General features: G+C 52.1%; 21 protein-coding genes. 3 read left to right on the forward strand and 18 right to left on the reverse strand.

Translation table 11 applies throughout. From position 1 onward, the window contains the following. Window positions 1–175 precede the first annotated feature (175 nt). The 3 genes from M8Q36_RS05935 to glmU all read right to left on the reverse strand — a co-directional run bounded on the left by M8Q36_RS05935 (window position 176) and on the right by glmU (window position 4,228). A complete protein-coding gene (locus M8Q36_RS05935) occupies window positions 176–754 on the reverse strand; it encodes a hypothetical protein (RefSeq protein WP_249880327.1) in 579 nt (192 codons plus the stop codon). Between the two features lie 66 nt (window positions 755–820). Next, window positions 821–2,650 carry a glutamine--fructose-6-phosphate transaminase (isomerizing) gene (gene glmS, locus M8Q36_RS05940; RefSeq protein WP_249880328.1) on the reverse strand — a complete coding sequence of 610 codons (1,830 nt, stop codon included), beginning with the start codon at window positions 2,648–2,650 and terminating at the stop codon, window positions 821–823. Between the two features lie 207 nt (window positions 2,651–2,857). Continuing rightward, window positions 2,858–4,228 carry a bifunctional UDP-N-acetylglucosamine diphosphorylase/glucosamine-1-phosphate N-acetyltransferase GlmU gene (glmU, locus tag M8Q36_RS05945; protein WP_249880329.1) on the reverse strand — a complete coding sequence of 457 codons (1,371 nt, stop codon included), beginning with the start codon at window positions 4,226–4,228 and terminating at the stop codon, window positions 2,858–2,860. Between the two features lie 343 nt (window positions 4,229–4,571). Between glmU and M8Q36_RS05950 the strand changes: the two genes are divergently transcribed. Further along, window positions 4,572–6,689, forward strand: a complete 2,118-nt coding sequence (locus tag M8Q36_RS05950) for a right-handed parallel beta-helix repeat-containing protein (protein ID WP_249880330.1) — start codon at window positions 4,572–4,574, stop codon at window positions 6,687–6,689. A 336-nt stretch (window positions 6,690–7,025) separates the two neighbouring features. Here M8Q36_RS05950 and M8Q36_RS05955 read toward each other — a convergent pair whose 3' ends face one another. From M8Q36_RS05955 to asnC, 13 genes are all read right to left on the reverse strand, one after another. Next, a complete protein-coding gene (locus tag M8Q36_RS05955) occupies window positions 7,026–7,445 on the reverse strand; it encodes a F0F1 ATP synthase subunit epsilon (RefSeq protein ID WP_017458049.1) in 420 nt (139 codons plus the stop codon). A 20-nt stretch (window positions 7,446–7,465) separates the two neighbouring features. Continuing rightward, a complete protein-coding gene (gene atpD, locus M8Q36_RS05960; RefSeq protein WP_017458048.1) occupies window positions 7,466–8,848 on the reverse strand; it encodes a F0F1 ATP synthase subunit beta in 1,383 nt (460 codons plus the stop codon). A 26-nt stretch (window positions 8,849–8,874) separates the two neighbouring features. Further along, window positions 8,875–9,738, reverse strand: a complete 864-nt coding sequence (gene atpG, locus M8Q36_RS05965; protein WP_017458047.1) for a F0F1 ATP synthase subunit gamma — start codon at window positions 9,736–9,738, stop codon at window positions 8,875–8,877. 50 nt (window positions 9,739–9,788) lie between these two features. After that, entirely contained in the window at window positions 9,789–11,330 is a 1,542-nt protein-coding gene (gene atpA / locus M8Q36_RS05970) for a F0F1 ATP synthase subunit alpha (protein WP_131412997.1), read from the reverse strand. A gap of 12 nt (window positions 11,331–11,342) precedes the next feature. Further along, window positions 11,343–11,876 (reverse strand): F0F1 ATP synthase subunit delta, encoded by a 534-nt coding sequence (atpH, locus tag M8Q36_RS05975; RefSeq protein ID WP_017458045.1) that lies wholly within the window; start codon window positions 11,874–11,876, stop codon window positions 11,343–11,345. 13 nt (window positions 11,877–11,889) lie between these two features. After that, on the reverse strand, window positions 11,890–12,360 hold the full coding sequence (atpF, locus tag M8Q36_RS05980; RefSeq protein WP_017458044.1) for a F0F1 ATP synthase subunit B: 471 nt from the start codon (window positions 12,358–12,360) through the stop codon (window positions 11,890–11,892). Window positions 12,361–12,418: 58 nt separating this feature from the next. Beyond that, window positions 12,419–12,658 carry a F0F1 ATP synthase subunit C gene (gene atpE / locus M8Q36_RS05985; protein WP_007369368.1) on the reverse strand — a complete coding sequence of 80 codons (240 nt, stop codon included), beginning with the start codon at window positions 12,656–12,658 and terminating at the stop codon, window positions 12,419–12,421. 48 nt (window positions 12,659–12,706) lie between these two features. Next, window positions 12,707–13,525 (reverse strand): F0F1 ATP synthase subunit A, encoded by an 819-nt coding sequence (gene atpB / locus M8Q36_RS05990; RefSeq protein ID WP_020455863.1) that lies wholly within the window; start codon window positions 13,523–13,525, stop codon window positions 12,707–12,709. An 8-nt stretch (window positions 13,526–13,533) separates the two neighbouring features. Beyond that, window positions 13,534–13,914: a F0F1 ATP synthase subunit I gene (gene atpI, locus M8Q36_RS05995; RefSeq protein WP_017458042.1), complete on the reverse strand. Its 381-nt coding sequence runs from the start codon at window positions 13,912–13,914 to the stop codon at window positions 13,534–13,536. A gap of 617 nt (window positions 13,915–14,531) precedes the next feature. After that, window positions 14,532–15,155, reverse strand: a complete 624-nt coding sequence (rsmG, locus tag M8Q36_RS06000; protein WP_249880331.1) for a 16S rRNA (guanine(527)-N(7))-methyltransferase RsmG — start codon at window positions 15,153–15,155, stop codon at window positions 14,532–14,534. A gap of 54 nt (window positions 15,156–15,209) precedes the next feature. Further along, window positions 15,210–17,099, reverse strand: coding sequence for a tRNA uridine-5-carboxymethylaminomethyl(34) synthesis enzyme MnmG (mnmG, locus tag M8Q36_RS06005; protein ID WP_249880332.1), 1,890 nt, complete (start codon window positions 17,097–17,099; stop codon window positions 15,210–15,212). 372 nt (window positions 17,100–17,471) lie between these two features. Beyond that, window positions 17,472–17,921 (reverse strand): FMN-binding protein MioC, encoded by a 450-nt coding sequence (mioC, locus tag M8Q36_RS06010; protein WP_065369733.1) that lies wholly within the window; start codon window positions 17,919–17,921, stop codon window positions 17,472–17,474. A 118-nt stretch (window positions 17,922–18,039) separates the two neighbouring features. After that, window positions 18,040–18,498 (reverse strand): transcriptional regulator AsnC, encoded by a 459-nt coding sequence (gene asnC / locus M8Q36_RS06015; RefSeq protein WP_249880333.1) that lies wholly within the window; start codon window positions 18,496–18,498, stop codon window positions 18,040–18,042. A 150-nt stretch (window positions 18,499–18,648) separates the two neighbouring features. On the opposite strand from asnC, the gene asnA reads away from it, so the two are divergent. Further along, entirely contained in the window at window positions 18,649–19,641 is a 993-nt protein-coding gene (gene asnA, locus M8Q36_RS06020) for an aspartate--ammonia ligase (RefSeq protein ID WP_249880334.1), read from the forward strand. On the opposite strand, the gene viaA is transcribed toward asnA, so the two are convergent. Beyond that, window positions 19,638–21,089, reverse strand: a complete 1,452-nt coding sequence (gene viaA, locus M8Q36_RS06025; RefSeq protein ID WP_017458037.1) for an ATPase RavA stimulator ViaA — start codon at window positions 21,087–21,089, stop codon at window positions 19,638–19,640. The genes asnA and viaA overlap by 4 nt on opposite strands. Beyond that, window positions 21,083–22,582 (reverse strand): ATPase RavA, encoded by a 1,500-nt coding sequence (gene ravA, locus M8Q36_RS06030; protein ID WP_249880335.1) that lies wholly within the window; start codon window positions 22,580–22,582, stop codon window positions 21,083–21,085. Before ravA ends, viaA begins: the two co-directional genes overlap by 7 nt. 223 nt (window positions 22,583–22,805) lie before the next feature. Between ravA and kup the strand changes: the two genes are divergently transcribed. After that, window positions 22,806–24,674 (forward strand): low affinity potassium transporter Kup, encoded by a 1,869-nt coding sequence (gene kup / locus M8Q36_RS06035; protein WP_200551087.1) that lies wholly within the window; start codon window positions 22,806–22,808, stop codon window positions 24,672–24,674. Window positions 24,675–24,721: the final 47 nt, after the last annotated feature.

Below are 24,721 nucleotides of genomic sequence, written 5' to 3' on the forward strand. Positions count from 1 at the left end.
GATGACAGCAACGGATTACGGCCAGATTTAACGAATTCGGGATGATTTATCAGCGAGATAAAAAAGCTGATGACGATAAGATGTCAGAAAAATTTTAGTTTTATGACATTAAAAACGTAGCTGAATCTGACAAGAAGTCCTAACGAAACGCGAGAAAAAGCCACCGCTTATCACTTTATTTACGCTTAGATTGCGTCAACGCCTGACGCCGGAATTGAGCTATTTTTAGCGATACACGCCACTGCACTAATTTCGTGAGTTCCGGCCCGTTCATCACTTTCCGTGTAAGCCATAACAGAACAATACCAATCCCCCAAAAAACCAGAGACAGTGCGGAAAACGGAGCAATGAGAAGCCATCCTGCCACTGGCACGTTGCAAACACATAACAGCAACCAGACAACCAGGAATAATTTTAAGGAGAGCGTGCGCCCTTTTTCTATGCCGATGAGGGCCACGACCAGGATAAAAAATACCGCGACACCGACGATAAAACCCAGACCGCCAATGGCGGTTTTCACCGTCAGCGCAAGGCAGGCATAGCTCAGTAACAAGGCATAAAACACCACCGTTACGCTGCCATAAAATGTCATCCCACCTCTGCCTGCAGGATAGGCTTTTGGCATCTCTTTAAATGCCTCTACCGCCAGCTTCAACTGCGCCAGCTTGCGACCCGCGATTCCCGCATCAACGACACGGCAATAATTGATGAGTGCAAGCAATCTCGCACCTGCCATTTTTTCCAACAAACTCATGCGAATCCTTAAAAAAAGAGGCTGCCATCAGGCAACCTCTTTCTACACTATGACAAGCTTAAGACCTTATTCCACGGTAACCGATTTCGCCAGGTTACGCGGCTGATCCACGTCTGTGCCTTTGATCAGCGCAACATGGTAAGCCAGCAATTGCAGCGGCACGGTATAGAAAATTGGCGCAATAACCTCTTCTACATGTGGCATATCGATAATGTGCATATTGTCGTTGCTGGTGAAGCCGGCATCCTGATCGGCAAAGACATACAGCACGCCGCCACGGGCGCGAACTTCTTCGATGTTAGATTTCAGTTTTTCCAGCAGCTCGTTGTTCGGCGCAACGACAATCACCGGCATATCGGCATCAATCAGCGCCAATGGGCCATGTTTCAGTTCACCTGCGGCATAGGCTTCGGCATGAATATAGGAGATCTCTTTCAGCTTCAGCGCGCCTTCCAGCGCGATCGGATATTGATCGCCACGGCCAAGGAACAGCGCATGATGCTTGTCGGAGAAATCTTCTGCCAGTGCTTCAATGCGTTTATCCTGCGACAGCATCTGCTCAATGCGGCTCGGCAGCGCCTGCAAACCATGAACGATATCGTGCTCAATGGCCGCATCCAGCCCTTTCAGGCGGCTCAGTTTCGCCACCAGCATCAGCAATACGGTGAGCTGAGTGGTGAACGCTTTGGTTGATGCAACGCCGATTTCCGTACCGGCTTTGGTCATCATCGCCAGGTCGGATTCGCGCACCAGCGAGGAACCCGGAACGTTACAAATAGCCAGCGAACCCAGATAACCCAGCTCTTTTGACAAGCGCAGTGCCGCCAGCGTATCCGCCGTTTCGCCAGACTGCGACAGGGTGATCATCAGACTATTACGACGCACCGCAGATTTGCGATAGCGGAACTCAGAAGCGATTTCGACATCGCACGGAACACCCGCCAGCGCTTCAAACCAGTAGCGGGAAACCATACCGGAGTTGTAAGACGTACCGCAGGCAACAATCTGAATATGCTCAACTTTCGACAGCAATTCGTTGGCATTCGGCCCCAGTTCGCTCAGATCAACTTCACCATGGCTGATACGGCCGATCAGGGTATTTTTGATGGCGTTCGGCTGCTCGTAGATCTCTTTCTGCATGTAATGGCGGTAAATGCCTTTATCGCCAGCGTCGTATTGCAGATTCGATTCGATCTCAGGGCGTTTAACCTGCGCGCCAGATTTATCGAAAACAGTCACGCTACGGCGAGTCACTTCAGCAATATCGCCCTCTTCAAGGAAGATAAAGCGGCGGGTAACCGGCAGCAAGGCCAGCTGATCGGATGCAATAAAGTTTTCACCCATGCCCAGGCCAATAACCAGCGGGCTGCCAGAGCGCGCTGCCAGCAGCGTGTTAGGATCGCGGGTATCCATAATAACCGTGCCATATGCACCGCGTAACTGCGGGATCGTGCGCAGCACAGCTTCACGCAGCGTGCCGCCCTGCTCCAGTTCCCAATGCACCAGGTGCGCGATAACTTCGGTATCCGTTTCAGAAACAAACACATAACCGCGTGCTTTTAACGCTTCACGCAGCGGTTCATGGTTTTCGATAATACCGTTATGCACCACAACAATATGGTCAGAAACATGCGGATGCGCGTTGCCTTCTGACGGTTCACCATGCGTTGCCCAACGCGTATGAGCAATACCGGTGCCACCATGCAGCGGGTGTTCTTCCGCCGCCTGAGAGAGCATCTGCACTTTACCAAGACGGCGCAGACGGGTCATATGACCTTGTGCATCAACCACTGCCAGACCAGCAGAGTCATAACCACGGTATTCCAGACGACGAAGGCCTTCGAGAAGGATTTCAGCTACATCACGTTGCGCGACTGCGCCAACAATTCCACACATATTTTTTGATTCCGATTTTGGCATTATGCCTTTTGTTGTCGGTCAACCTGTTTACACGTCATTCTTCGACGCTGCCTTTGTACAACGCGAATTATTGAGTGTAAGTGTCCGATTATCGGACTCCCCGAGCCTTGTAGAGAGTGGGGTTATTTTTATAGGTACTGCATTTGGGCGGGGGAATTATCTTTCCCCTCATCCCTGAAATCGTTACTTCTTCTTCACCGGACGCTGCCAGCCCTGTTTTTGCACCTGCGGCACGCGGCTTAAAACCAGTTCATTTTCGTTAACGTTGCGCGTCACCGTGGTACCGGCGGCAATCGTCGCACCTTTACCGACTGTGACAGGTGCCACCAGTTGCGTGTCAGAACCAACGAATACATCATCACCAATAATAGTTTTATGTTTGTTCGCGCCGTCATAGTTACAGGTAATAACGCCTGCACCGACATTTACGTTGTCGCCAATTTCTGCATCGCCCAGATAAGTCAGATGGCCCGCTTTCGAACCTTTTCCCAGACGCGCTTTTTTCATTTCAACAAAGTTGCCGACATGCGCGCCAACCAGCAATTCAGCGCCCGGGCGCAAACGCGCAAAAGGACCGATGGTACATTCCGCTTCCAGACGAGCATCTTCCACAACGCTGTACGGGCTGATTTCGCAATCGTCGCCTATTTCGCTGTTTTTCAGGATGCAACCAGCGCCGATCTTCACGCGATCACCAAGCTTAACGTGACCTTCAATGATGACGTTAGCATCGATCTCAACATCCCGCCCGTGCTCCAGCGTACCGCGCAGGTCGAAACGCGCAGGATCGCGCAGCATAACGCCTGCCAGCAGCAATTTTTCGGCTTGTTCAGACTGGTAAGCGCGTTCCAGGCGTGACAACTGAAGACGATTATTAACGCCTTCCACTTCGCTCAGGCGCTGCGGGTGCACAGCGGCGATTTCACGCCCTTCCTGATAAGCCAGCGCAATGATATCGGTGATGTAGTATTCACCCTGGGCATTGTTGTTGGTGAGCTTACCAAGCCAGCGTTTCATATCGCCGCCATTAGCGATCAAAATACCGGTGTTGATTTCATTAATCTTACGCTGCTCTTCGCTGGCATCTTTCTGCTCAACAATACCCGTCACGACGCCGTTTTCGCGCGTGATGCGACCATATCCAGAAGGGTCATCCAGAACCACAGTTAACAAACCGATCCCGCCTTGCGGTTTTGCAGCACACAGACGTTCCAGTGTTTCCACTGAAATCAGCGGCACATCGCCGTAGAGCATGAGAATATCTTCGTCATCAGCAAAGAACGGTGCAGCCTGCTGCATCGCATGGCCAGTACCCAGCTGTTCAGCTTGTAAAACCCAATTGAGTTTATCGTCAGAAAGGCGTTTTTTGAGCAGATCGCCGCCGTGGCCATACACCAGATGAACATGGTTCGCGCCAAGAAAAGTTGCAGTATCAATGACATGCTGAACCATAGCTTTCCCTGCAAGCGTATGCAGCACTTTGGGAAGATCGGAATACATGCGTGTGCCTTTGCCCGCAGCAAGGATCACCACACTCATTTTTGTGTTCAACATATGCGTCCTGACTCTATTTTGGGAAAGAAGTAAACCTCTTTCGCGTTGAAAATTCTACATATTTTGTAGCATGAAATGGGTTGCCGACGAAACGCACAAGTTCCGCTATTTCAGGCCATTTGAAGACTATTTGGTGCGCAGAGTAAATCAGTTTTCCGCTGAAAAATAGCGCCATTTCCCGCTGGTGCTAATTCATACAATGAGTTAGCCATTATTTTCATCCTGAATAAAGATCGCAAAAAAACAAAACAGTGTTTTAATCATCAAAGAGTGTGACGAACAAAAAAGAAACAGCGTTTCATCTTGATGATAATGGCGGGTAATTATCAATCAGGAGAATAGAATGAATTATAAAATACCTCTGGCCCTCACAGTTTGCAGTTCACTTATTTCCGTTCCTGCGTTGGCTGCAACAGCCCCTGTCTGGAAAGCTATTGCTTTCGGGCAATCTACCGACGTGAATTTCTCATCGAATGTGTTACCGGAAAAAATAGGCGTCAATGATGTCACTATCGCCGGTAAAAAGCTTTCTGTCGCGGATGAGGCAACGTTAACAAATCCGATCGCAATTGAAAGCCGCGGCGGCAAAATTGCCAATTCCCACGAAGGACTGACGTTTTTTTATACCCAGCTTCCCGGTAACGAAAATTTTGTCTTACAGGCGACTATTACTGTTGAACAATTCGGTCCGGAAAACGGCGCAAAACCCGCCGCGCAGGAAGGTGCAGGTTTGCTGGTACGAGACGTGATAGGTGCTCCTCGCCAGCAGCCGTTGAAAGAGGGTTATGAAGAGTTTCCGGCGGCATCGAATATGGTGATGAACGCCATTATGACGCAGGATAAAAAAGATAATTTCCGCGTGAAGATGCAAGCGATCACCCGCGAGGGGATCAGCCAACCATGGGGGAACGCTGGCGCCACGATCTCGAAACAGAGTTATCAGGAAGAGGTTGATCTTCGCCAGACGCCAACCTTCCGCCTGAAATTAGAACGTACCAATGACGGTTTTATCAGCGCATGGGCGCCGCAGGGCAGTGATCAATGGGTCAGCCGCAGCGTACCGCGCGCCAATTTGATTTCGGTGCAGAATAAGGATCACTATTACGTGGGTTTTTTTGCCTCACGTAACGCCAAAATCGTGGTCAGCGATGCCACATTGACCACCAGCAAAGCCCAGACCATCGACTCGAAGCCCTGGCAGGCTAAGCCGTTGCCGGTTGTCGTACAAATAGCCTCTCCCACACAAAGCATTGGCGAAGCCTACACGGTGCAGGCACGCGCTAATTATGATGGCTTGTTTAGCGTGCGGCAGAACGAAGTGGTGATCGGTAATGAAAAACCGGTGAAAGCGGGCGAAATGTATACTCTGCCAACCCATCTGTCGGCAGAGAACACGTTTGCACTGACCTTTACGCCGACAAGCGGCAAAGACACCACTCCCATCTCGCAGACATTCACAGTCGAAAGGGTTGCCGGAACCATGGCTTCTACTCTGTATGCCGCAGCCGATGGTAAAGCGGATGGTGAAGGCACCACTGCATCGCCTCTGGATTTGCCGACCGCTATATCTCTGTTGCCGCCAGGCGGGACAATTAACCTGAAAGCCGGAGATTATGCCCGGACAGAAATCCCACTTACTGCCAGCGGCTTACGTGAAAAACCAAAAACGCTGCAAGCCGATGGCAAAGCGGTGATCCACGGTTTACTGGTTGATGCCAGCTACTGGTATATCAAAGGTATTGGCGTTACCGACAAGAGCCTGCGTGTGCAGGGGAGCCATAACGTGATCGAAAAAGTGGTCGCCTGGCGTAATGACGATACCGGCATTCAAATCTCCTCACCGGAAAACATCGGTCGCGCATTGTGGGCGAGCCATAACCGCGTGATCGACTCCGAATCCTGGGGGAATGAAGATCCGGGTAAAATCAACGCTGACGGTTTCGCGGTGAAGATGCGCGTCGGTGACGGGAACCGCCTGGAGAGATGCTTCTCCCATGACAATATCGATGACGGTTTTGATTTGTTTAACAAAATTGAGGACGGCGGGAACGGTGTTGTGGTGATCGAGAATTCTATTGCCAGCAACAATACCAGCAACGGTTTCAAACTGGGGGGAGAAGGACAGCCAGTCGCACATCAGGTGCGGAACAGTAAAGCGATTGCTAACCATCTGGACGGTTTCACTGACAACTTTAACCCTGGCGCGCTGGTGGTAGAGAACAATATCGCTGCGGATAATCAACGGTTTAACTTTATTTTTCGTCCAAGTCCCTACGGTGACGCGTCTACTCAGGGGAAATTCACCAATAACAAATCCGTGCGCAGTGCGCCGGGCCGCTATGACGATGCAGTGACCGGAAATATTGATGAGACGAATTATTTCATTGCGAAAGGGCAGAGCGTGAACAACAAAGGAAAAGTGCTGGATAGCGGGGCAGTGCTGGCGGAACTGAAGATGTAGCCAGATGGCGCTCGCTTATCACACAACTGTAAGCGTGGCGCCACTCGGCATATCAGCAATTAATGATTGAACGTACCGAAAGAGATGTTCATGTTGCTGAAGAGAGCGATGATTTTGTTGATCAGTTTCATAATGGTTTCCTGCTTTGACTGAAGGTTATTTTCTGTGATGAACTTCACAAAAAAGAGTCTACGCCTCATTTTTTAACCGATCAATATTTTTGTGATATCCATCACAAAATAATAAAACACACTTTCAGTTTCATCTTTACTGGAACGCAGCCATAAAAAAAGCCAGCCTGGAAACCAGACTGGCTTTTTAACGTTCAAGCCGGTGTTACATCGCTTTTTTAGTCAACTCGATAACACGCAGTTTCGCGATGGCTTTCGCCAGCTCCGCAGACGCCTGAGCGTAATCCACGTCACCGTGAGAGCTATTAATGTGCTCTTCTGCTTTACGCTTCGATTCCAGGGCTCGCGCTTCGTCGAGATCCTGGCCACGAATAGCGGTATCAGCCAGAACGGTCACGCTGCTCGGTTGCACTTCAAGAATGCCGCCGGACAGATAGATAAACTCTTCATGACCGAACTGTTTTACGATGCGGATCATACCAGGCTTAATGGCGGTGAGCAGCGGTGCGTGACCCGGGAAAATACCCAGTTCACCTTCACTGCCCGTTACCTGGATTTTTTCGACCAGACCAGAGAACATTTGTTGCTCTGCGCTGACGACGTCCAGGTGGTAAGTCATTGCCATATCACCCTCCGATTAAGGCGTTAAAGTTTTTTGGCTTTTTCCACTGCTTCTTCGATGGAACCAACCATGTAGAACGCCTGCTCCGGCAGGTGATCGTATTCGCCTTCCATAATGCCTTTAAAGCCACGGATGGTGTCTTTCAGGGAGACGTATTTGCCCGGAGAACCGGTAAATACTTCCGCTACGAAGAACGGCTGGGACAGGAAGCGCTGGATCTTACGTGCGCGAGCTACCACCAGTTTGTCTTCTTCAGACAGCTCATCCATACCGAGGATGGCGATGATGTCTTTCAGTTCCTGATAACGTTGCAGCAGAGACTGTACGCCACGCGCGGTGTCGTAGTGTTCCTGACCAACAACCAGCGGATCCAGCTGACGGCTGGTGGAGTCCAGCGGGTCAACGGCCGGGTAAATACCCAGAGACGCGATCTGACGGCTCAGTACCACGGTTGCGTCAAGGTGCGCAAAGGTGGTGGCTGGTGACGGGTCAGTCAAGTCATCCGCAGGTACGTATACCGCCTGAACGGAGGTGATAGAACCGGTTTTGGTGGAGGTGATACGTTCCTGCAGAACACCCATCTCTTCCGCCAGCGTCGGCTGGTAACCTACCGCTGAAGGCATACGGCCCAGCAGTGCGGATACTTCAGTACCGGCGAGGGTATAACGGTAGATGTTGTCGACGAACAACAGAACGTCACGACCTTCATCACGGAACTTCTCAGCCATGGTCAGGCCGGTCAGCGCAACGCGCAGACGGTTTCCCGGCGGCTCGTTCATCTGGCCGTAAACCAGGGATACTTTATCCAGAACGTTGGAGTCGGTCATTTCGTGGTAGAAGTCGTTACCCTCACGAGTACGTTCACCCACGCCCGCAAAAACAGAGTAACCGGAGTGCTCGATCGCGATGTTACGGATCAGCTCCATCATGTTTACGGTTTTACCTACGCCCGCACCACCGAACAGACCAACTTTACCGCCCTTGGCGAACGGACACATCAGGTCGATAACTTTGATGCCGGTTTCCAGCAGTTCCTGAGAGCTGGAGAGCTCTTCATAGGAAGGTGCCGCGCGGTGAATCGCCCAACGCTCTTCTTCACCGATATCGCCTTTCATGTCGATCGGCTGACCGAGCACGTTCATGATACGACCCAGTGTTGCTTTACCTACCGGGACTTCGATCGGATGCGCAAGGTCATTAACTTCCAGACCACGACGCAGACCGTCAGAAGAACCCATGGCGATGGTACGTACGATACCGCCGCCGAGCTGCTGCTGAACTTCCAGCACCAGCGTCTCGTTACCATTTTTAACCTCAAGAGCATCGTACACGCGCGGTACGGCATCCTGAGGGAATTCGACGTCAACTACGGCGCCGATTACCTGGACAATTTTTCCAGTAGCCATCATGAATCCTCTACGAATTAACCTGGTTATACCGCGGATGCACCACCGACGATTTCGGTGAGTTCCTGAGTAATGCTGGCCTGACGAGCTTTGTTGTATACCAACTGCAGCTCTTTAATCAGGCTGCCGCCATTGTCGGTCGCGGCTTTCATCGCCACCATACGTGCGGCCTGCTCGCTGGCCAGGTTTTCCACAACACCCTGGTAAACCTGAGATTCAACATAGCGACGCAGGAGAGTATCCAGCAGCGCTTTTGGATCAGGTTCATACAGATAATCCCAGGATTTACGCTTCAACTCTTCATCTTCTGCAGCCGGTAACGGCAGCAGCTGAGTGATGGTCGGTACCTGAGACATGGTGTTGATAAATTTGTTGCTAACAATATAAAGCTTGTCGAGACGACCTTCGTCGTAGGCTTGCAACATTACTTTTACCGGGCCGATCAGCTCTGACAAGGACGGGTTATCACCCATACCAGTCACCTGAGCGACAACGTTGCCACCTACGGAATTAAAGAAAGAGACGCCTTTAGAGCCGATCATCGCGAGTTCGCTCTGAACGCCTTTATCGGACCACGCTTTCATATCCGCCAGCAGTTTTTTGAACAGGTTAATGTTCAAACCACCGCACAGACCACGGTCGGTCGACACCACCAGGTAGCCCACGCGTTTAACGTCGCGTTCTTCCAGGTATGGGTGCTTATATTCCAGATTACCGTTTGCAAGGTGACCAATCACTTTGCGCATGGTATCTGCATAAGGACGGCTGGACGCCATGCGATCCTGCGATTTACGCATTTTGGAAGCGGCGACCATCTCCATCGCTTTAGTGATCTTCTGCGTGTTCTGGACGCTTGCGATCTTACTACGTATCTCTTTTGCGCCGGCCATGAGCTTCTCCTCAATGCCTTGCGGCCTGCCCTAAGACAAGCCGCCAGACGTTACCAGGATTGGGTTGCTTTGAAGGAATCGAGGAGGCCTTTCAGCTTGCCTTCGATTTCGTCGTTATAGCCACCGGACTGGTTGATCTCTTGCATCAGCGGAGCGTGATCACGGTCAGCGAAAGCCAACAGAGCGGCTTCGAAGCTACCGATTTTCGCCAGTTCCACATCTTCGAGGTAACCGCGCTCAGCCGCGAACAGCACCAGGCCCTGCTGTGCAACAGACATTGGGGCATACTGTTTCTGTTTCAGCAGTTCGGTCACTTTCTGACCGTGGCTCAGCTGTTTACGGGTCGCTTCATCCAGATCAGACGCAAACTGCGAGAACGCCGCCAGTTCACGATACTGCGCCAGTGCGGTACGAATACCACCGGACAGTTTCTTGATGATCTTGGTCTGAGCTGCACCACCCACACGAGATACGGAGATACCCGGGTTAACCGCCGGACGAATACCGGAGTTAAACAGGTTAGTTTCCAGGAAGATCTGACCATCAGTAATAGAAATTACGTTGGTCGGAACGAACGCAGAAACGTCACCCGCCTGGGTTTCAATGATCGGCAGTGCGGTCAGAGAACCGGTCTTACCTTTCACTTCACCTTTGGTGAAGTTTTCAACGTATTCAGCATTAACGCGGGATGCGCGCTCCAGCAGACGAGAGTGGAGATAGAATACGTCGCCCGGGAATGCTTCACGTCCTGGCGGACGACGGAGCAGCAGGGAAACCTGACGGTAAGCGACTGCCTGTTTAGACAGGTCATCGTATACGATCAGCGCATCTTCACCGCGGTCGCGGAAATATTCGCCCATTGCGCAACCGGCATACGGCGCCAGATATTGCAGTGCAGCAGATTCAGAAGCGGTTGCCACAACAACGATGGTGTTGGACAGTGCGCCGTGCTCTTCCAGCTTACGTACCACGTTAGAAATGGTAGAGGCTTTCTGGCCGATAGCGACGTATACGCATTTGATACCGGAATCGCGCTGGTTGATGATCGCATCGATTGCCATCGCGGTTTTACCGGTCTGACGGTCACCGATGATCAATTCACGCTGACCACGACCGATTGGGATCATGGCGTCAACGGATTTATAACCCGTCTGTACCGGCTGATCGACGGACTGACGATCGATAACGCCCGGGGCGATAACTTCGATTGGCGAGAAGCCATCATTATCAACCGGACCTTTACCGTCGATCGGCGCGCCCAGGGTGTTGACCACACGGCCAAGCAGGCCACGGCCAACCGGAACTTCCAGAATACGGCCAGTACACTTAACCTTCATGCCTTCGGCGAGGTCAGCGTACGGACCCATCACAACCGCACCTACGGAGTCGCGCTCGAGGTTCAGTGCGATAGCGTAACGGTTACCCGGCAGAGAAATCATCTCGCCCTGCATACAGTCGGCCAGGCCGTGGATGCGGATAACACCGTCACTTACAGAAACAATAGTACCTTCGTTGTGAGCTTCGCTCACAACACTGAACTGAGCAATGCGCTGCTTGATCAGTTCGCTGATTTCGGTGGAATTCAGTTGCATGCTCCAGTCCCCTTAAGACTGCAAGACGTCTGCAAGGCGTTCAAGACGGCCGCGTACGCTGCCATCAATGACCATATCACCCGCACGGATGATTACGCCTGCCATTACAGACTTATCGATATTGCAATTCAGCTTCACTTTGCGTGACAGACGTTTTTCCATCGCGGCGCGGATCTTCGAAAGCTGTTCTTCACTCAGTGCGGACGCGGAAGTCACTTCGACTTCTGCGATAGCCTCGCTGGCTGCGCGTAACTGAATAAACTGCTCAAGAACATCAGGAAGCACTTTGATTCGACCATTTTCAGCCATCACCCGGATCAGGTTCTGACCTTTGTCGTCAAGTTGCTCCCCACAGACTGCGATAAACGACTTAGCGAGCGTTTCCGGTGCTAACGCGCCGGAAATAAGCTCTGCCATGTCTTCATTTTTCGTCACCTCGGCGGCGAACGCCAGCATGTCCTGCCAGCGGTCAACGCTCTGAGTTTCGACGGCAAAGTCAAAAGCTGCTTTGGCGTAGGGGCGAGCTACCGTTACAAATTCAGACATCAGCCCCTCCTCCTTACAGTTCAGCGACCAGTTTATTCACGATGTCGCTGTTAGCAGCTTCATCCACGGAACGCTCGATGATTTTCTCGGCGCCGGCTACTGCCAGCAGAGCCACTTGCTTACGCAGCTCTTCGCGGGCGCGTTTGCGTTCGGCGTCAATTTCCGCCTGCGCCTGCGCCACGATTTTGGTACGTTCCTGCTCGGCTTCTGCTTTTGCTTCGTCCAGGATCTGAGAACGACGTTTGTTCGCCTGTTCAATGATTACCTGAGCTTCAGCTTTCGCTTTTTTCAGCTGGTCGGTCGCATTGGCCTGTGCAAGGTCAAGGTCCTTTTTAGCTCGTTCTGCGGAAGCAAGACCGTCAGCAATTTCTTTCTGACGTTTTTCGATGGCAGCCATTAACGGCGGCCATACGTACTTCATGCAGAACAGAACGAACAGGACAAACGCGATGGCCTGGCCGAGGATTGTTGCGTTTAGATTCACAGCACAATGCCTCTTATCTGGTTAACGTTCTAAACAATTGCTTGAAAAGCAACCCTTACTACGCGACAGCAAACATCACGTACAGACCCAGACCCACAGCGATCATCGGGATAGCATCCACCAGACCCATTACGATAAAGAACTGAGTACGCAGCAGAGGAATCAGATCCGGCTGACGCGCAGCGCCTTCCAGGAATTTACCCCCGAGGATGCCGATACCGATCGCAGCACCGATTGCCGCCAGACCCATCATCACAGCGGCAGCCAAGTACAGCAGATCCATATTCAGGTTTTCCATGACAGTCTCCAGTTTGTTTCAGTTAAAACGTAGTAGTGTTGTTAAAAATCAATGCTCTTCGGATGCCATCGACAGATAGACAATCGTCAGAACCATGAAGATAAAGGCTTGCAGCGTAATAATCAGGATGTGGAAAATGGCCCACGGCACATTCAGAACCCACTGTGACCACCACGGCAGAAGACCCGCGATCAGAATGAAAATCAACTCACCCGCGTACATGTTGCCGAACAGTCGCAGACCGAGTGAAACCGGTTTGGACAGCAGGCTCACGCCCTCAAGGATAAGGTTTACCGGAATAAATACCGGATGGTTGAACGGCTGGAGAGTCAGCTCTTTAGCGAAACCGCCAATACCCTTCATTTTGATGCTGTAGAACAGAATCAGGATAAATACGCCCAGCGCCATCGACAGGGTGATGTTCACGTCAGCAGACGGCACCACGCGCAGTGCAGGCAGACCCAGGACGTGCTCGCCAATCCACGGAAGGAAGTCGATAGGCAAAAGATCCATCAGGTTCATCAGGAATACCCAGACAAAAATCGTCAGGGCCAGTGGTGCGATAAGCTTGCTTTTGCCGTGGTACATGTCTTTGACGCTACCATGAACAAAACCAATCACCAGCTCAATCGCCGTCTGGAATTTCCCCGGGACACCGCTGGTGGCTTTTTTCGCTACGCTACGGAACATCACCAGGAACAACAGACCCAGAACCACTGAGAAAAACATGGAGTCGATATTCAGCGTCCAGAAAGTGGCCGGGGGGTTATGCGGATCCACCAGTGAGAAGGTACGCAGGTCAATCTGAAGGTTATTCAGATGGTGACCGATGTACTCCTGCGGTGTTGAGTATTCTCCTGCAGACATGATGCCTCTTACCCTTTGTTGTTAATTACAGCAGGTGCCAGTATCTGAACTACCAGCACCGAAACCCACGTGACTATCAGCGGCAAAAAAGCCACCTTGAAAACCGCCAGCGCCACCACCAGTAACACGAATGTCATCAACACCTTGAGCGCTTCACCGAAGGCGAAGGTCCAGGCCACGCGGCCTTTAGCGGGTGTATGCGCCTGATGACGCCAGGCAAAAATCATAAACAACATATTCGGCAGTAAGACTGCCATACCTCCGCACACGGCGGAAATGCCCCAGAAGGGGTCTTTGAGGCTAAACAGCAATCCACTTGCCATTACTGCCAGAAACTGAATAAGCAGAAGCCTGCGAGCAACGTTTCGACTATAGAGCGACACAGACATTGCGTTTCTTAACTCCTGCTCCCTTTGAGGTATGCCGCGTGTCGTATAAAACGTTCTTTGGGGCCCGGAGTCAAGCATCAAAAAGCGGTCAAATTATACGGTGCGGCCTCGTGATTTCAAACAATAAGTAGCGAAAAGGTGAATAAATGTTTAAATATTTTTCCCAAGGGCTATTTTTAAACTTTTGCAGAAACTGTGAACCTTCAGACAAAAGTGCAAATAACGCGAAATTCCTGATGGTAAAGCGTGCACTCGGTCACAAAATAAACATTTATGCGCTTGCCACATTTATCGGAGCAGGAATTTGATACTTTTCATCTTTCTGATATTTAAGCCGATTTATCACAACTCTTTTTAAAACACTCGCATCTACTATGAAAACGATTTATTGACATTTTTAATAATTATTTAACATCAATATTTCGTTATCGAGGCCGATTTTTAGCGGGCTGATATTTTCACAGTTGATTATTTTAAGCGTTAATAAAATTCTCATCGTTAAATGTCAGAAAAATCCTGGTAAAAATACGGTTAAATGTAACCGAACGTATCATCGTTTTTAATGTCGTTTTTTAACATCGCAGCAACCGCACGAATGATACATTTTTTGATAAAAATTAAACTTTATTTGCTTTAACGACGACCAAATGACGCTCGCCATCCAGGTGCGGAACATGCAGTTTAACAATTGTTTCTACACACAAATCAGCGGGTAACAGCGCAATTTCCTCTTCCGGCACTAAACCTTTAAGCGCATAGAAACGCCCTTCTGCGCCAGGCAAATGTCGGCACCAGTTCACCATGTCGTTCAGCGAAGCAAAAGCGCGGCTAATAACGCCGTCAAATGGAGGTTCAGCCGGAAAATCTTCTACACGGCTCTGCACCGGCTCAATATTGCTCAGTTTTAATTCATGCTGAACCTGGCGTAAAAACCGCACCCGTTTGCCAAGGCTATCAAGCAAAGTGAAGTGCGATTCAGGGCGTACGATAGACAACGGAATACCAGGCAATCCGGGGCCGGTCCCGACGTCAATAAAGCGAGAGCCTTGCAGATAAGGCGCAACCACAACGCTGTCGAGAATATGGCGGATCAGCATCTCGTTGGGATCGCGTACGGAAGTCAGGTTGTACGCTTTGTTCCATTTGTGCAGCATTTCGACGTAAGCCACCAGTTGCTGTTGCTGGTGATCGGACAACGAAATACCTGCTTCATCGAGCAGACGAGAGAGTTTGTTAAGCACGGTTGTTACCTGTGGAATTAAAATGCCCGGTAAAAACCGGGCAGATAAGTAAGATTAGGCGCTGCGGCGCAGCATACCTTGTTTTTTCAGCCACACCAGCAGAATGGAGATCGCCGCCGGGGTGATCCCGGAGATACGTGATGCCTGGCCAATAGAAGACGGTTTATGATCGTTAAGTTTGGCGATCACTTCGTTGGACAGCCCGTTAACTTGCCGGTAATCCAGCGTTGCGGGCAACAGCGTATTCTCATTGCGCTGCTGTTTTTCGATCTCATCCTGCTGACGCGCGATGTACCCCTCGTATTTCACCTGGATTTCCACCTGCTCGGCAGCTTGTTGATCGTCCAGGCCCGGAGCGAACGGAGCCAACTGAACCAGTTGCTCGTAGGTCATCTCCGGACGACGCAGCAGATCTTCTCCGCTGGCTTCGCGCGAGAGCGGTGCGGTCAGATGTTCGTTGACCGCTGGCGCATATTCAGAGGCTGGTGATACCCACTGAGATTTCAGGCGCTGACGTTCACGCTCGATAGTCTCCAGTTTCTCGTTGAAACGCGCCCATCGAGCGTCGTCCACCAGACCCAGCTCACGGCCCGCTTCCGTCAGGCGCAGATCGGCATTGTCTTCGCGCAGCATCAGGCGGTATTCCGCGCGGGAGGTAAACATGCGGTACGGCTCTTTCGTCCCCAGGGTACAGAGATCGTCCACCAGTACGCCGAGATAAGCCTGATCGCGACGCGGTGCCCAGCCCTCTTTTTCGGCAGAGAAACGCGCGGCGTTAAGCCCCGCCAGCAGCCCCTGAGCCGCAGCTTCTTCGTATCCAGTGGTGCCGTTAATCTGCCCGGCAAAGAACAGACCCTGAATAAATTTGCTTTCAAGCGTAGGTTTCAGATCGCGCGGATCGAAGAAGTCGTACTCAATGGCGTAGCCAGGGCGAACAATCTTCGCGTTTTCCATCCCCTGCATGGAACGCACAATTTGCATCTGCACATCAAACGGCAGGCTGGTGGAGATACCGTTCGGGTAAATTTCGTTTGAGGTCAGTCCTTCTGGCTCAAGGAAGATCTGGTGCTGATTGCGATCGGCAAAGCGCATGACTTTATCTTCGATCGACGGGCAGTAACGCGGGCCAATTCCCTCGATAACACCGGCGTACATCGGGCTGCGATCGAGGTTATTGCGGATCACATCATGCGTTTTCTCATTCGTATGTGTGACGTAGCACGGCACCTGACGCGGATGCTGCGCTGCGTTGCCCATAAACGAGAACACCGGCATCGGGTTATCGCCATGCTGCTGAGCCAGGACGCTGAAATCAATGGTGCGCGCGTCAATACGCGGCGGTGTGCCGGTTTTCAGGCGGCTGACGCGCAGCGGCAGTTCGCGCAGACGACGCGACAGCGGAATCGATGGCGGATCGCCCGCACGACCACCGCTGTAGTTATCAAGACCAATATGGATTTTACCGTCGAGGAATGTCCCTACGGTCAGCACCACCGCTTTCGCACGGAATTTGAGCCCCATCTGGGTCACGGCACCAACAACGCGATCGTTTTCGACGATCAGATCTTCAACCGCTTGCTGGAAGATCATCAGGTTCGGTTGGTTTTCCAGCGCGGTACGTACTGCCTGGCGATAAAGCACGCGGTCGGCCTGAGCACGTGTCGCGCGCACTGCCGGGCCTTTGCTTGCGTTTAGTATCCTAAACTGAATACCTGCCTGATCGATCGCCTTCGCCATCAGCCCGCCGAGCGCATCCACTTCTTTTACCAGGTGTCCTTTCCCAATACCGCCGATCGCCGGGTTGCAGCTCATCTGCCCCAGCGTGTCGATATTGTGTGTCAACAGCAGGGTCTGCTGACCCATACGCGCTGCGGCCATCGCGGCCTCAGTGCCTGCATGACCCCCGCCAATGATAATGACGTCAAAAGGATCCGGATAAAACATGGTGGTATGCCTCGCCTGAGCGGTTAGAAATTGGATTGAAGCCTGGGCCGTGGATTCTACTCAACTTTAGTCCAGTGAGAAAGGATCGGATCCCGGCTATTAAAAAGAAGATCTTTTATATGTAGAGATCTGTTCTATTGTGATCTCTTATTAGGATCGACAGGTGCTGTGGATAACCCGGATCATCACTTTAAGATCAATTCATTAGGCAGGATCATTAGCTGTGAATGATCGGTGATCCTGAACCGTATAAGCTGGGATCAGAATGGCTAGTTATACACAAGTCAAAAACTGAACTGCGGTTGTTAATGGGATAACTACCGGTTGATCAGTGCTTTTAAGCATAGTTATCCACATCTGATCGAACGATCTTTAATCGTTATTGAGTAAATTTTTCCAGGATCCCAGCCATTCTTCCGCTGGATCTTCCGGAATATCGTGATCAAGGATGTTGATCTTCAGCGTTTCGCCAATCTGTTTTGCTCCGCACGCCTTTAATGAAGCTTCCAGTTTTTCGATTGCCTGACAGAAGGTGTCATATTCGCGGCTACCGATACCGATAGCGCCAAAACGTACCTGGGACAGATCCGGCTTTTGCTCATTCAAATCGTCTAAAAGCGGTTGCAGGTTTTCGGGCAGATCGCCCGCGCCATGGGTGGAACTGACCACCAGCCAGGTACCCTGCAAAGCGAGATCCTCTAAAAGCGGGCCGTGCAGCGTCTCGGTGCTGAAACCCGCGTCTTCCAGCTTTTCCGCCAGATGTTCCGCCACGTATTCCGCACCGCCAAGGGTACTGCCGCTAATAAGAGTGATGTCTGCCATGAAGCCCGCTCCGTTTTACTCGCCATTCGACGATAAATAGGGGGGCATTGTACGCTGTGAATGGGCTGGGATCTACCTGTGGATAATGCGGGTATTATTTGAGGATGAAAACGCCCGGTTAAGGGCGGATCGTACGCATGATCGGGTTTTGCAGGGAGATCAGCGTCTCCGTGGACTGAATTTCATCAATTGTTTGGATCTTGTTGATAAGTACCTGTTGCAGGGCATCAATGGATCGGCACATCACTTTAATAAAGATACTGTAGTGGCCGGTGGTGTAATAAGCCTCGGTCACCTCTTCCAGACTTTCCAGCTTCGCCAGCGCGGAGGGGTAATCTTTCGCGCTTTTCAAAATAATGCCGATAAAGCAACAGACGTCATATCCCAGTTGTTTCGGGCTTACGTCAATGCGCGCACCGGTAATGATCCCTGCCTGCTTCATTTTCTCTACGCGAACGTGAATGGTGCCTGGGCTGACGCCGAATTGTTTGGCCAGCTCGGCGTATGCAGTACGCGCATTTTCCATTAACGCGTCGAGGATGCCGCGGTCCAGATTGTCGATCTGATAATTTTCCATAGGATTTTTTTATGAAGAATGATGATTCTTTCTATTTTAGCTTGCTGTTTTGACGAATCAAAAGCGTTACTGGCTTTTTAATTGCAGATTATTGAGTTGCTGTGATGTTTTATTGCTTAATGAACAGCAATAAGACACAGGAGTAACATAATGAAAACCGCTTACATCGCAAAACAACGGCAGATTGCTTTCGTGAAATCTTTTTTCTCTCGCCAGCTGGAGGAGAAACTGGGTCTGATTGAAGTTCAGGCGCCGATCCTTAGCCGCGTGGGTGATGGCACGCAAGATAACTTGTCGGGGTGCGAAAAAGCGGTACAGGTCAATGTGAAAACGCTGCCGGATGCCCGTTTCGAAGTGGTGCATTCACTGGCTAAATGGAAACGTCAGACGCTGGGCCAGCACGACTTCAGCGCCGGAGAAGGGCTCTATACGCACATGAAAGCCCTGCGCCCGGATGAAGAGCGCCTTTCTTCTATTCACTCCGTTTATGTGGATCAGTGGGACTGGGAACGCGTGTTGGGCGACGATCAGCGTCAGCTGGCAACCTTAAAAAGCACCGTTGAGGCGATCTGGTCAGGAATCAAAGAGACCGAAGCCGCCGTCAGCGAACGATTTGGCCTGGCACCGTTCCTGCCAGAACAGATCCATTTTGTTCACAGCGAAGCGTTGCTCAGCCGCTTTCCGCATCTCGACGCCAAAGGGCGCGAGAGAGCGATCGCGAAAGAGCTGGGCGCGGTGTTCCTGATGGGCATTGGCGGCAAACTTAGCGACGGCAAGCGCCACGATGTGCGAGCACCGGATTATGATGACTGGAGCACGGCGGTGGAAGCCGGTTTCAGTGGCCTGAATGGCGATATTCTGGTGTGGAACCCGGTGCTGGAAGACGCGCTGGAACTGTCGTCGATGGGCATTCGCGTCGATGCCGAGGCCTTAAAGCGCCAGTTGAAGCTGACCGGCGATGAAGATCGCTTACAACTGGAGTGGCACCAGGCGCTGCTGCGCGGTGAAATGCCACAAACCATCGGCGGCGGTATCGGGCAATCGCGCCTTACCATGCTGCTGCTGCAATTACCGCACATCGGGCAAGTGCAGTGCGGTGTATGGCCTGCGCAAGTTCGCGAGCAGGTTTCCGGCCTGCTTTAACGCCGCCAGCGTCGTAACAGGCGGCTGCGCATCCCGGTATCGAAGCGCCAGATATGGTCGAAGATACGCATGATACCGGGCTTACCGTGTGACGACATCGCCACCGCGTGAAAGCGATGTTGATGAATGTGCTGAAGTTCTTTTACTTTACTGACGACATCGTCCGGCAGACGCTGGGCGATAAAATCAGAAATCACTACCGCGTCCGCGTCATACCACTCACCACCCTGCATCCGTTCGATGATCGCGCGAAAACAACTCGCCAGATCGGTGCCACCGCGAAAACGCTGGCTGAGAAAGCGGATCGCCTGTTCCAGCCCCTGCGCACTGGTAAGTTCATAGCGCACCACTTCGCTGGAAAACAGCATAATAAAACAGCGCCGTTTGTCCGCCAGCGCCACGCGCATCAGTGCCAGGCAGAACGCTTTGGCGCACTGTTCGTTGAAACCGCCCATGGAACCGGAGGTATCGACACAGACAATGAAGGGGCCGCGCGGTTGCTGGTCAAAATCCTGGTGAACAACCGGGCGTTCCGTCACTTTTTCCCGCCAGGCATCGCCATGCAGGCGGTAAGTCAGCAACTGTTTTTCCACCAGCCGCCGGTAAAACTCGTACTCCAGTTCGGTGATACCCAGCGTTGCCAGCTCCGGCGGCAATAAGCGCAGGATATCGTCGCTCTGATGCAGCCCGTCAACCTGCTCCGGTACGATTGCCGGTTCGCGCACCATGGTGCGGAAGGTTTCCATCGGCGCATCTTTCCGCGGCACCGACCTGGCTTCCCGTGAGCGACCAAGTTGTTCCGCGAGCTGCTGGAGTTCCGGTTGCTCTTTGAGAAAATCACCGTACTTCACGATCAACTGATAATCACCGCGTTTGAGCTGCCCGGCGCTCATATCCCATAGCCTGCCTGCGGCATTTTCATTTTCGATCAGGACCGGTTCTAGCTGGCCGCTGAGTGTCATGCGTTCCTGCACTTCACTGAGCAGTTGCTCACGCTCCTCTTCCAGTAACTGCTGATTGAATGCGGTGGTTTGCACCACCAGACTCAGCCGCCAGCGTTGCAAAAACAGGGTATGCAGCGCGGGCGTGAAGACCGGGTTATCGGCGACCATTTGTCGCGCCTGGGTGGCGAAAGGGGATCGCAGCTTATCCAGTAAATCCAGGATTTGCGGAAGCTGAATAGTAAATTGCGAGGTTGAAAGCAGCTGGCTTTGCTGATAGCTCAGTACTTCTTGCGCCAGTTCCGGCGGCACCTCGGTCTCTTTCAGATGCTTTTTCAGTGCCTCGCGCCAGCGCGGCACATCTTCTGTTATCGCATGTTTAAGTTTGGGGAATTTTTCGAAAAACAGCGCCAGTTGCGGTGAAGCCAGCAGGAGGACGATAAGTTCTTCAACCAACGCCTCCTCACTGATGGTGAGCATTACATTCAGTGTTTCCAGCGTTAGCATTGTCGCGCCTGTTGGATCTGCGCTCTGACATCCTGCAGGCTGGCTTCAATGCGACCTAACCAGTCGGCGGCAATAAACAGGCATTTTTGCTGTTCGCTAAAGCGGGTGTGCTGCTGGTGCCAGGTATTGTCCAGTGCTTCCAGTTGTTGCTTGATCTCTTCCGGCACATTTTCAGTGGTACTGCCACCGGGCAGAGCAAGACGCGATCCTTGCAGGCTGACGTCACGGATCAATAGATGCAGGCTGGTATCCACTTCCAGATTCAGCACTTGCGCAAAACCAATGCCGTTGAGTTTGCCGCGGATCTCACCACCTTTCGCCAGCCACTGCTCCAGCGCACCGCGTTCAATAGTGACGTGGATAACCTGCAAATCATGCAGTTTTAACGGCTGTTGCAGAAGGAGGGTCAACACCGGTTCGGTTAAACCGGCGGGTAACTCATAATGCGGCTTACGGCTGAACATCCCGCCCTGACGGCTCACTTTGAGTGCCGTTTTGTCGCTTTGTTGCTGCTGAAGTTGCAGGTGGCGCTGCGAAATCGTGGTGAGCTGCGCAATCATCGATTGCTGCTGCCAGGCGTGCCCGGTCATCAATACTTCCAGTTGCTGCTCCAGCAGACGCATGCCTTCCGCGTCGTGCCACAGGCAATCTTTCAGCAAGATTAAATCAATCGGCGCAACCGCATCGCGACTGCTAAAAAAGGCGCTGGCCTGTAACAGGCGGATAGCCTTTTTCCAGCGACGATCGGAAACATACGGCGCGCTCGGCAACGCATCAAGCTGCTGGCGCAACGTATAAATAAGCTCAAAAACATTATCCGGCAGTTTGACCTTACTGATTTCCTGTTGCCAGCTGGCGTACTCTTCATCGGTGATTTGCAACTCAGCGGGCACCGGGTTGTCGTTCTCATCCTGCTGGCTAATCAGCATCGAGCGGAAATTGCCCTTCTCCTGCACTTTGTCGAGCCACAGACGAATCAACATGCGGTCATACAGTGCTTCAAGGCTGCTGTCCGCTTCCGGTAGTTCGTTAGAGGCGGCCACCAGCAGACGCATGGGGATTTTCTCTTCACTGGCACCATTGCGAAAACGCCGTTCGTTAATTGCGGTCAGCAGGGTGTTGAGAATGGCCGGACCTGCTTTCCAGATCTCATCCAGAAAGACAATTTCAGCTTCCGGTAAATAGCCGCTGGTTAAACGCTCATAGCGACCTTCATCTTTCAGCGCCTGAATGGAAAGCGGGCCAAACACCTCTTCCGGTGTGGAGAAACGGGTCATCAAATATTCGAAAGCGCGGGCATGTTTGAAGGCAAACTTCAGACGGCGAGCAATCAGGCTTTTGGCTATGCCCGGCGGGCCAAGAAGAAACACACTCTCACCGCTTAGTGCCGCCAGCAAACACAGGCGAATGGCGTGGCTGCGCTCGAAGAGTCCTTTTTCCAGTGCGCTGCTTAAGCGGGAAATTCTTTCTGCTAATAAATGTGAGTGAGCCATAATAGATTTGCGTCCTTTCGCCGTGTTATCCGGCTTGCAAAAGCGAGTATAGACGTTCCTGAAAGGGCTTGTAATAGACTGAAGAACGGCTTTATTTTCTTTGCGCCAGATTAATGTGGCCGCATTTAGGGGTACGATTTCGCAAATAATCGTGCATACTGTGCGCTTTTTGTGGGCCAAGGGACTAAGCACACATTTTGGCATTCAATCAAAAGATTAGTCTATGAGCACTGAGAATAAGCAATCATTACCTGCGGTTACGCTTGCGGCGATTGGGGTTGTCTACGGTGATATCGGCACCAGCCCACTTTATACACTTCGTGAATGTTTGTCTGGTCAGTTTGGTTTTGGCGTTGAGCGCGATGCCGTGTTCGGCTTTTTGTCGCTCATCTTCTGGCTGCTGATTTTTGTTGTCTCCATTAAGTACCTGACATTCGTCATGCGGGCGGATAACGCCGGTGAAGGTGGGATCTTAACCCTGATGTCGCTGGCCGGGCGCAATACCTCTGCAAGGATGACCTCGGTGCTGGTGATCATGGGGCTGATTGGCGGCAGCTTCTTCTATGGCGAAGTGGTCATCACGCCCGCCATCTCGGTGATGTCGGCGATAGAGGGGCTGGAAATTATCGCGCCTTCGCTCGACGCCTGGATTGTGCCGCTGTCGATTGTCGTGTTAACCCTGCTGTTTGCGATTCAGAAACACGGTACTGGCCTTGTGGGGAAGCTGTTTGCGCCCATTATGCTGGCGTGGTTTTTGATTCTCGCGGTGCTTGGTGCGCGCAGCATTATTGATAATCCTGAGGTGTTGCAGGCGCTGAACCCGATGTGGGCGGTGAACTTCTTCCTGCAATATAAAGCTATCTCCTTTGTGGCGCTGGGCGCGGTGGTGCTGTCGATCACCGGGGTGGAAGCGCTGTATGCGGATATGGGCCACTTCGGTAAGCTGCCGATCCGCGTGGCGTGGTTTATCGTTGTGCTGCCGTCGCTGGTGCTGAACTACTTTGGCCAGGGCGCGTTGCTACTGAAAACGCCGGAAGCGATTAAAAACCCCTTCTTCCTGCTTGCGCCGGAATGGGCGCTGATCCCCATGCTGATTATCGCCACGCTGGCGACGGTAATTGCCTCGCAGGCGGTGATTTCCGGCGTGTTCTCGCTGACGCGCCAGGCCGTGCGTCTGGGGTATCTGGCACCGATGCGCATCATCCATACCTCGGAGATGGAATCCGGGCAGATCTATATCCCGTTCATTAACTGGCTGCTCTACTTTGCGGTGGTGCTGGTTATTGTCAGCTTTGAGCACTCCAGTAACCTGGCGGCGGCGTACGGTATCGCCGTGACCGGTACGATGGTGCTGACCTCGATTCTCTCCACCACGGTGGCGCGCAAAAACTGGCACTGGAACAAAGTGCTGGTGGGGCTGCTTCTGCTCTTATTCCTCTCTATTGATGTGCCGCTGTTCTCGGCGAACCTCGATAAAATCGTCTCCGGCGGTTGGTTGCCATTAACTTTGGGGCTGGTGATGTTCATGGTGATGACCACCTGGAAGAGCGAGCGTTTCCGCCTGCTGCGCCGTATGCATGAACACGGTAACTCTCTGGAGGCGATGATTGCCTCGCTGGAGAAATCACCGCCGGTGCGCGTACCGGGCACGGCGGTCTATATGTCGCGGGCGTTGAACGTTATTCCGTTTGCGATGATGCATAACCTGAAGCACAACAAGGTGCTGCATGAGCGCGTGATCCTGCTGACACTGCGTACTGAAGATGCGCCGTACGTGCACAATGTACGCCGGGTGCAGATTGAGCAATTATCGCCGACCTTCTGGCGAGTGGTGGCGAGCTACGGCTGGCGCGAAACGCCGAACGTGGAAGAGGTGTTCCACCGTTGCGGACTGGAAGGGCTGAACTGCCGCATGATGGAGACCTCGTTCTTTATGTCGCATGAGTCGTTGATTCTGGGCAAACGCCCCTGGTATCTGCGTCTGCGCGGTAAGCTTTATCTGGTGCTACAGCGCAACGCGCTACGCGCGCCAGACCAGTTTGAGATCCCGCCAAATCGGGTGATAGAACTGGGAACGCAGGTCGAAATTTAATGCTGATAAAACCCCTCCCTATGAGGGGTTTTTGCTATTAATTGCTG

Origin of the sequence: Kosakonia sp. R1.Fl, from assembly GCF_023516815.1 — a bacterium.
GTDB lineage: Bacteria > Pseudomonadota > Gammaproteobacteria > Enterobacterales > Enterobacteriaceae > Kosakonia.

Coding starts and splice junctions, on each gene's coding strand:
- atpD (WP_017458048.1), bottom strand. CDS start 8,848: ATGGCTACTGGAAAAATTGTCCAGGTAATCGGCGCCGTAGTTGACGTC.
- glmU (WP_249880329.1), bottom strand. CDS start 4,228: ATGTTGAACACAAAAATGAGTGTGGTGATCCTTGCTGCGGGCAAAGGC.
- viaA (WP_017458037.1), bottom strand. CDS start 21,089: ATGCTAACGCTGGAAACACTGAATGTAATGCTCACCATCAGTGAGGAG.
- atpA (WP_131412997.1), bottom strand. CDS start 11,330: ATGCAACTGAATTCCACCGAAATCAGCGAACTGATCAAGCAGCGCATT.
- asnC (WP_249880333.1), bottom strand. CDS start 18,498: ATGGAAAATTATCAGATCGACAATCTGGACCGCGGCATCCTCGACGCG.
- atpI (WP_017458042.1), bottom strand. CDS start 13,914: ATGTCTGTGTCGCTCTATAGTCGAAACGTTGCTCGCAGGCTTCTGCTT.
- M8Q36_RS05950 (WP_249880330.1), top strand. CDS start 4,572: ATGAATTATAAAATACCTCTGGCCCTCACAGTTTGCAGTTCACTTATT.
- atpH (WP_017458045.1), bottom strand. CDS start 11,876: ATGTCTGAATTTGTAACGGTAGCTCGCCCCTACGCCAAAGCAGCTTTT.
- kup (WP_200551087.1), top strand. CDS start 22,806: ATGAGCACTGAGAATAAGCAATCATTACCTGCGGTTACGCTTGCGGCG.
- glmS (WP_249880328.1), bottom strand. CDS start 2,650: ATGTGTGGAATTGTTGGCGCAGTCGCGCAACGTGATGTAGCTGAAATC.
- mnmG (WP_249880332.1), bottom strand. CDS start 17,099: ATGTTTTATCCGGATCCTTTTGACGTCATTATCATTGGCGGGGGTCAT.
- atpG (WP_017458047.1), bottom strand. CDS start 9,738: ATGGCCGGCGCAAAAGAGATACGTAGTAAGATCGCAAGCGTCCAGAAC.
- atpB (WP_020455863.1), bottom strand. CDS start 13,525: ATGTCTGCAGGAGAATACTCAACACCGCAGGAGTACATCGGTCACCAT.
- ravA (WP_249880335.1), bottom strand. CDS start 22,582: ATGGCTCACTCACATTTATTAGCAGAAAGAATTTCCCGCTTAAGCAGC.
- M8Q36_RS05955 (WP_017458049.1), bottom strand. CDS start 7,445: ATGGCAATGACTTACCACCTGGACGTCGTCAGCGCAGAGCAACAAATG.
- atpE (WP_007369368.1), bottom strand. CDS start 12,658: ATGGAAAACCTGAATATGGATCTGCTGTACTTGGCTGCCGCTGTGATG.
- mioC (WP_065369733.1), bottom strand. CDS start 17,921: ATGGCAGACATCACTCTTATTAGCGGCAGTACCCTTGGCGGTGCGGAA.
- M8Q36_RS05935 (WP_249880327.1), bottom strand. CDS start 754: ATGAGTTTGTTGGAAAAAATGGCAGGTGCGAGATTGCTTGCACTCATC.
- asnA (WP_249880334.1), top strand. CDS start 18,649: ATGAAAACCGCTTACATCGCAAAACAACGGCAGATTGCTTTCGTGAAA.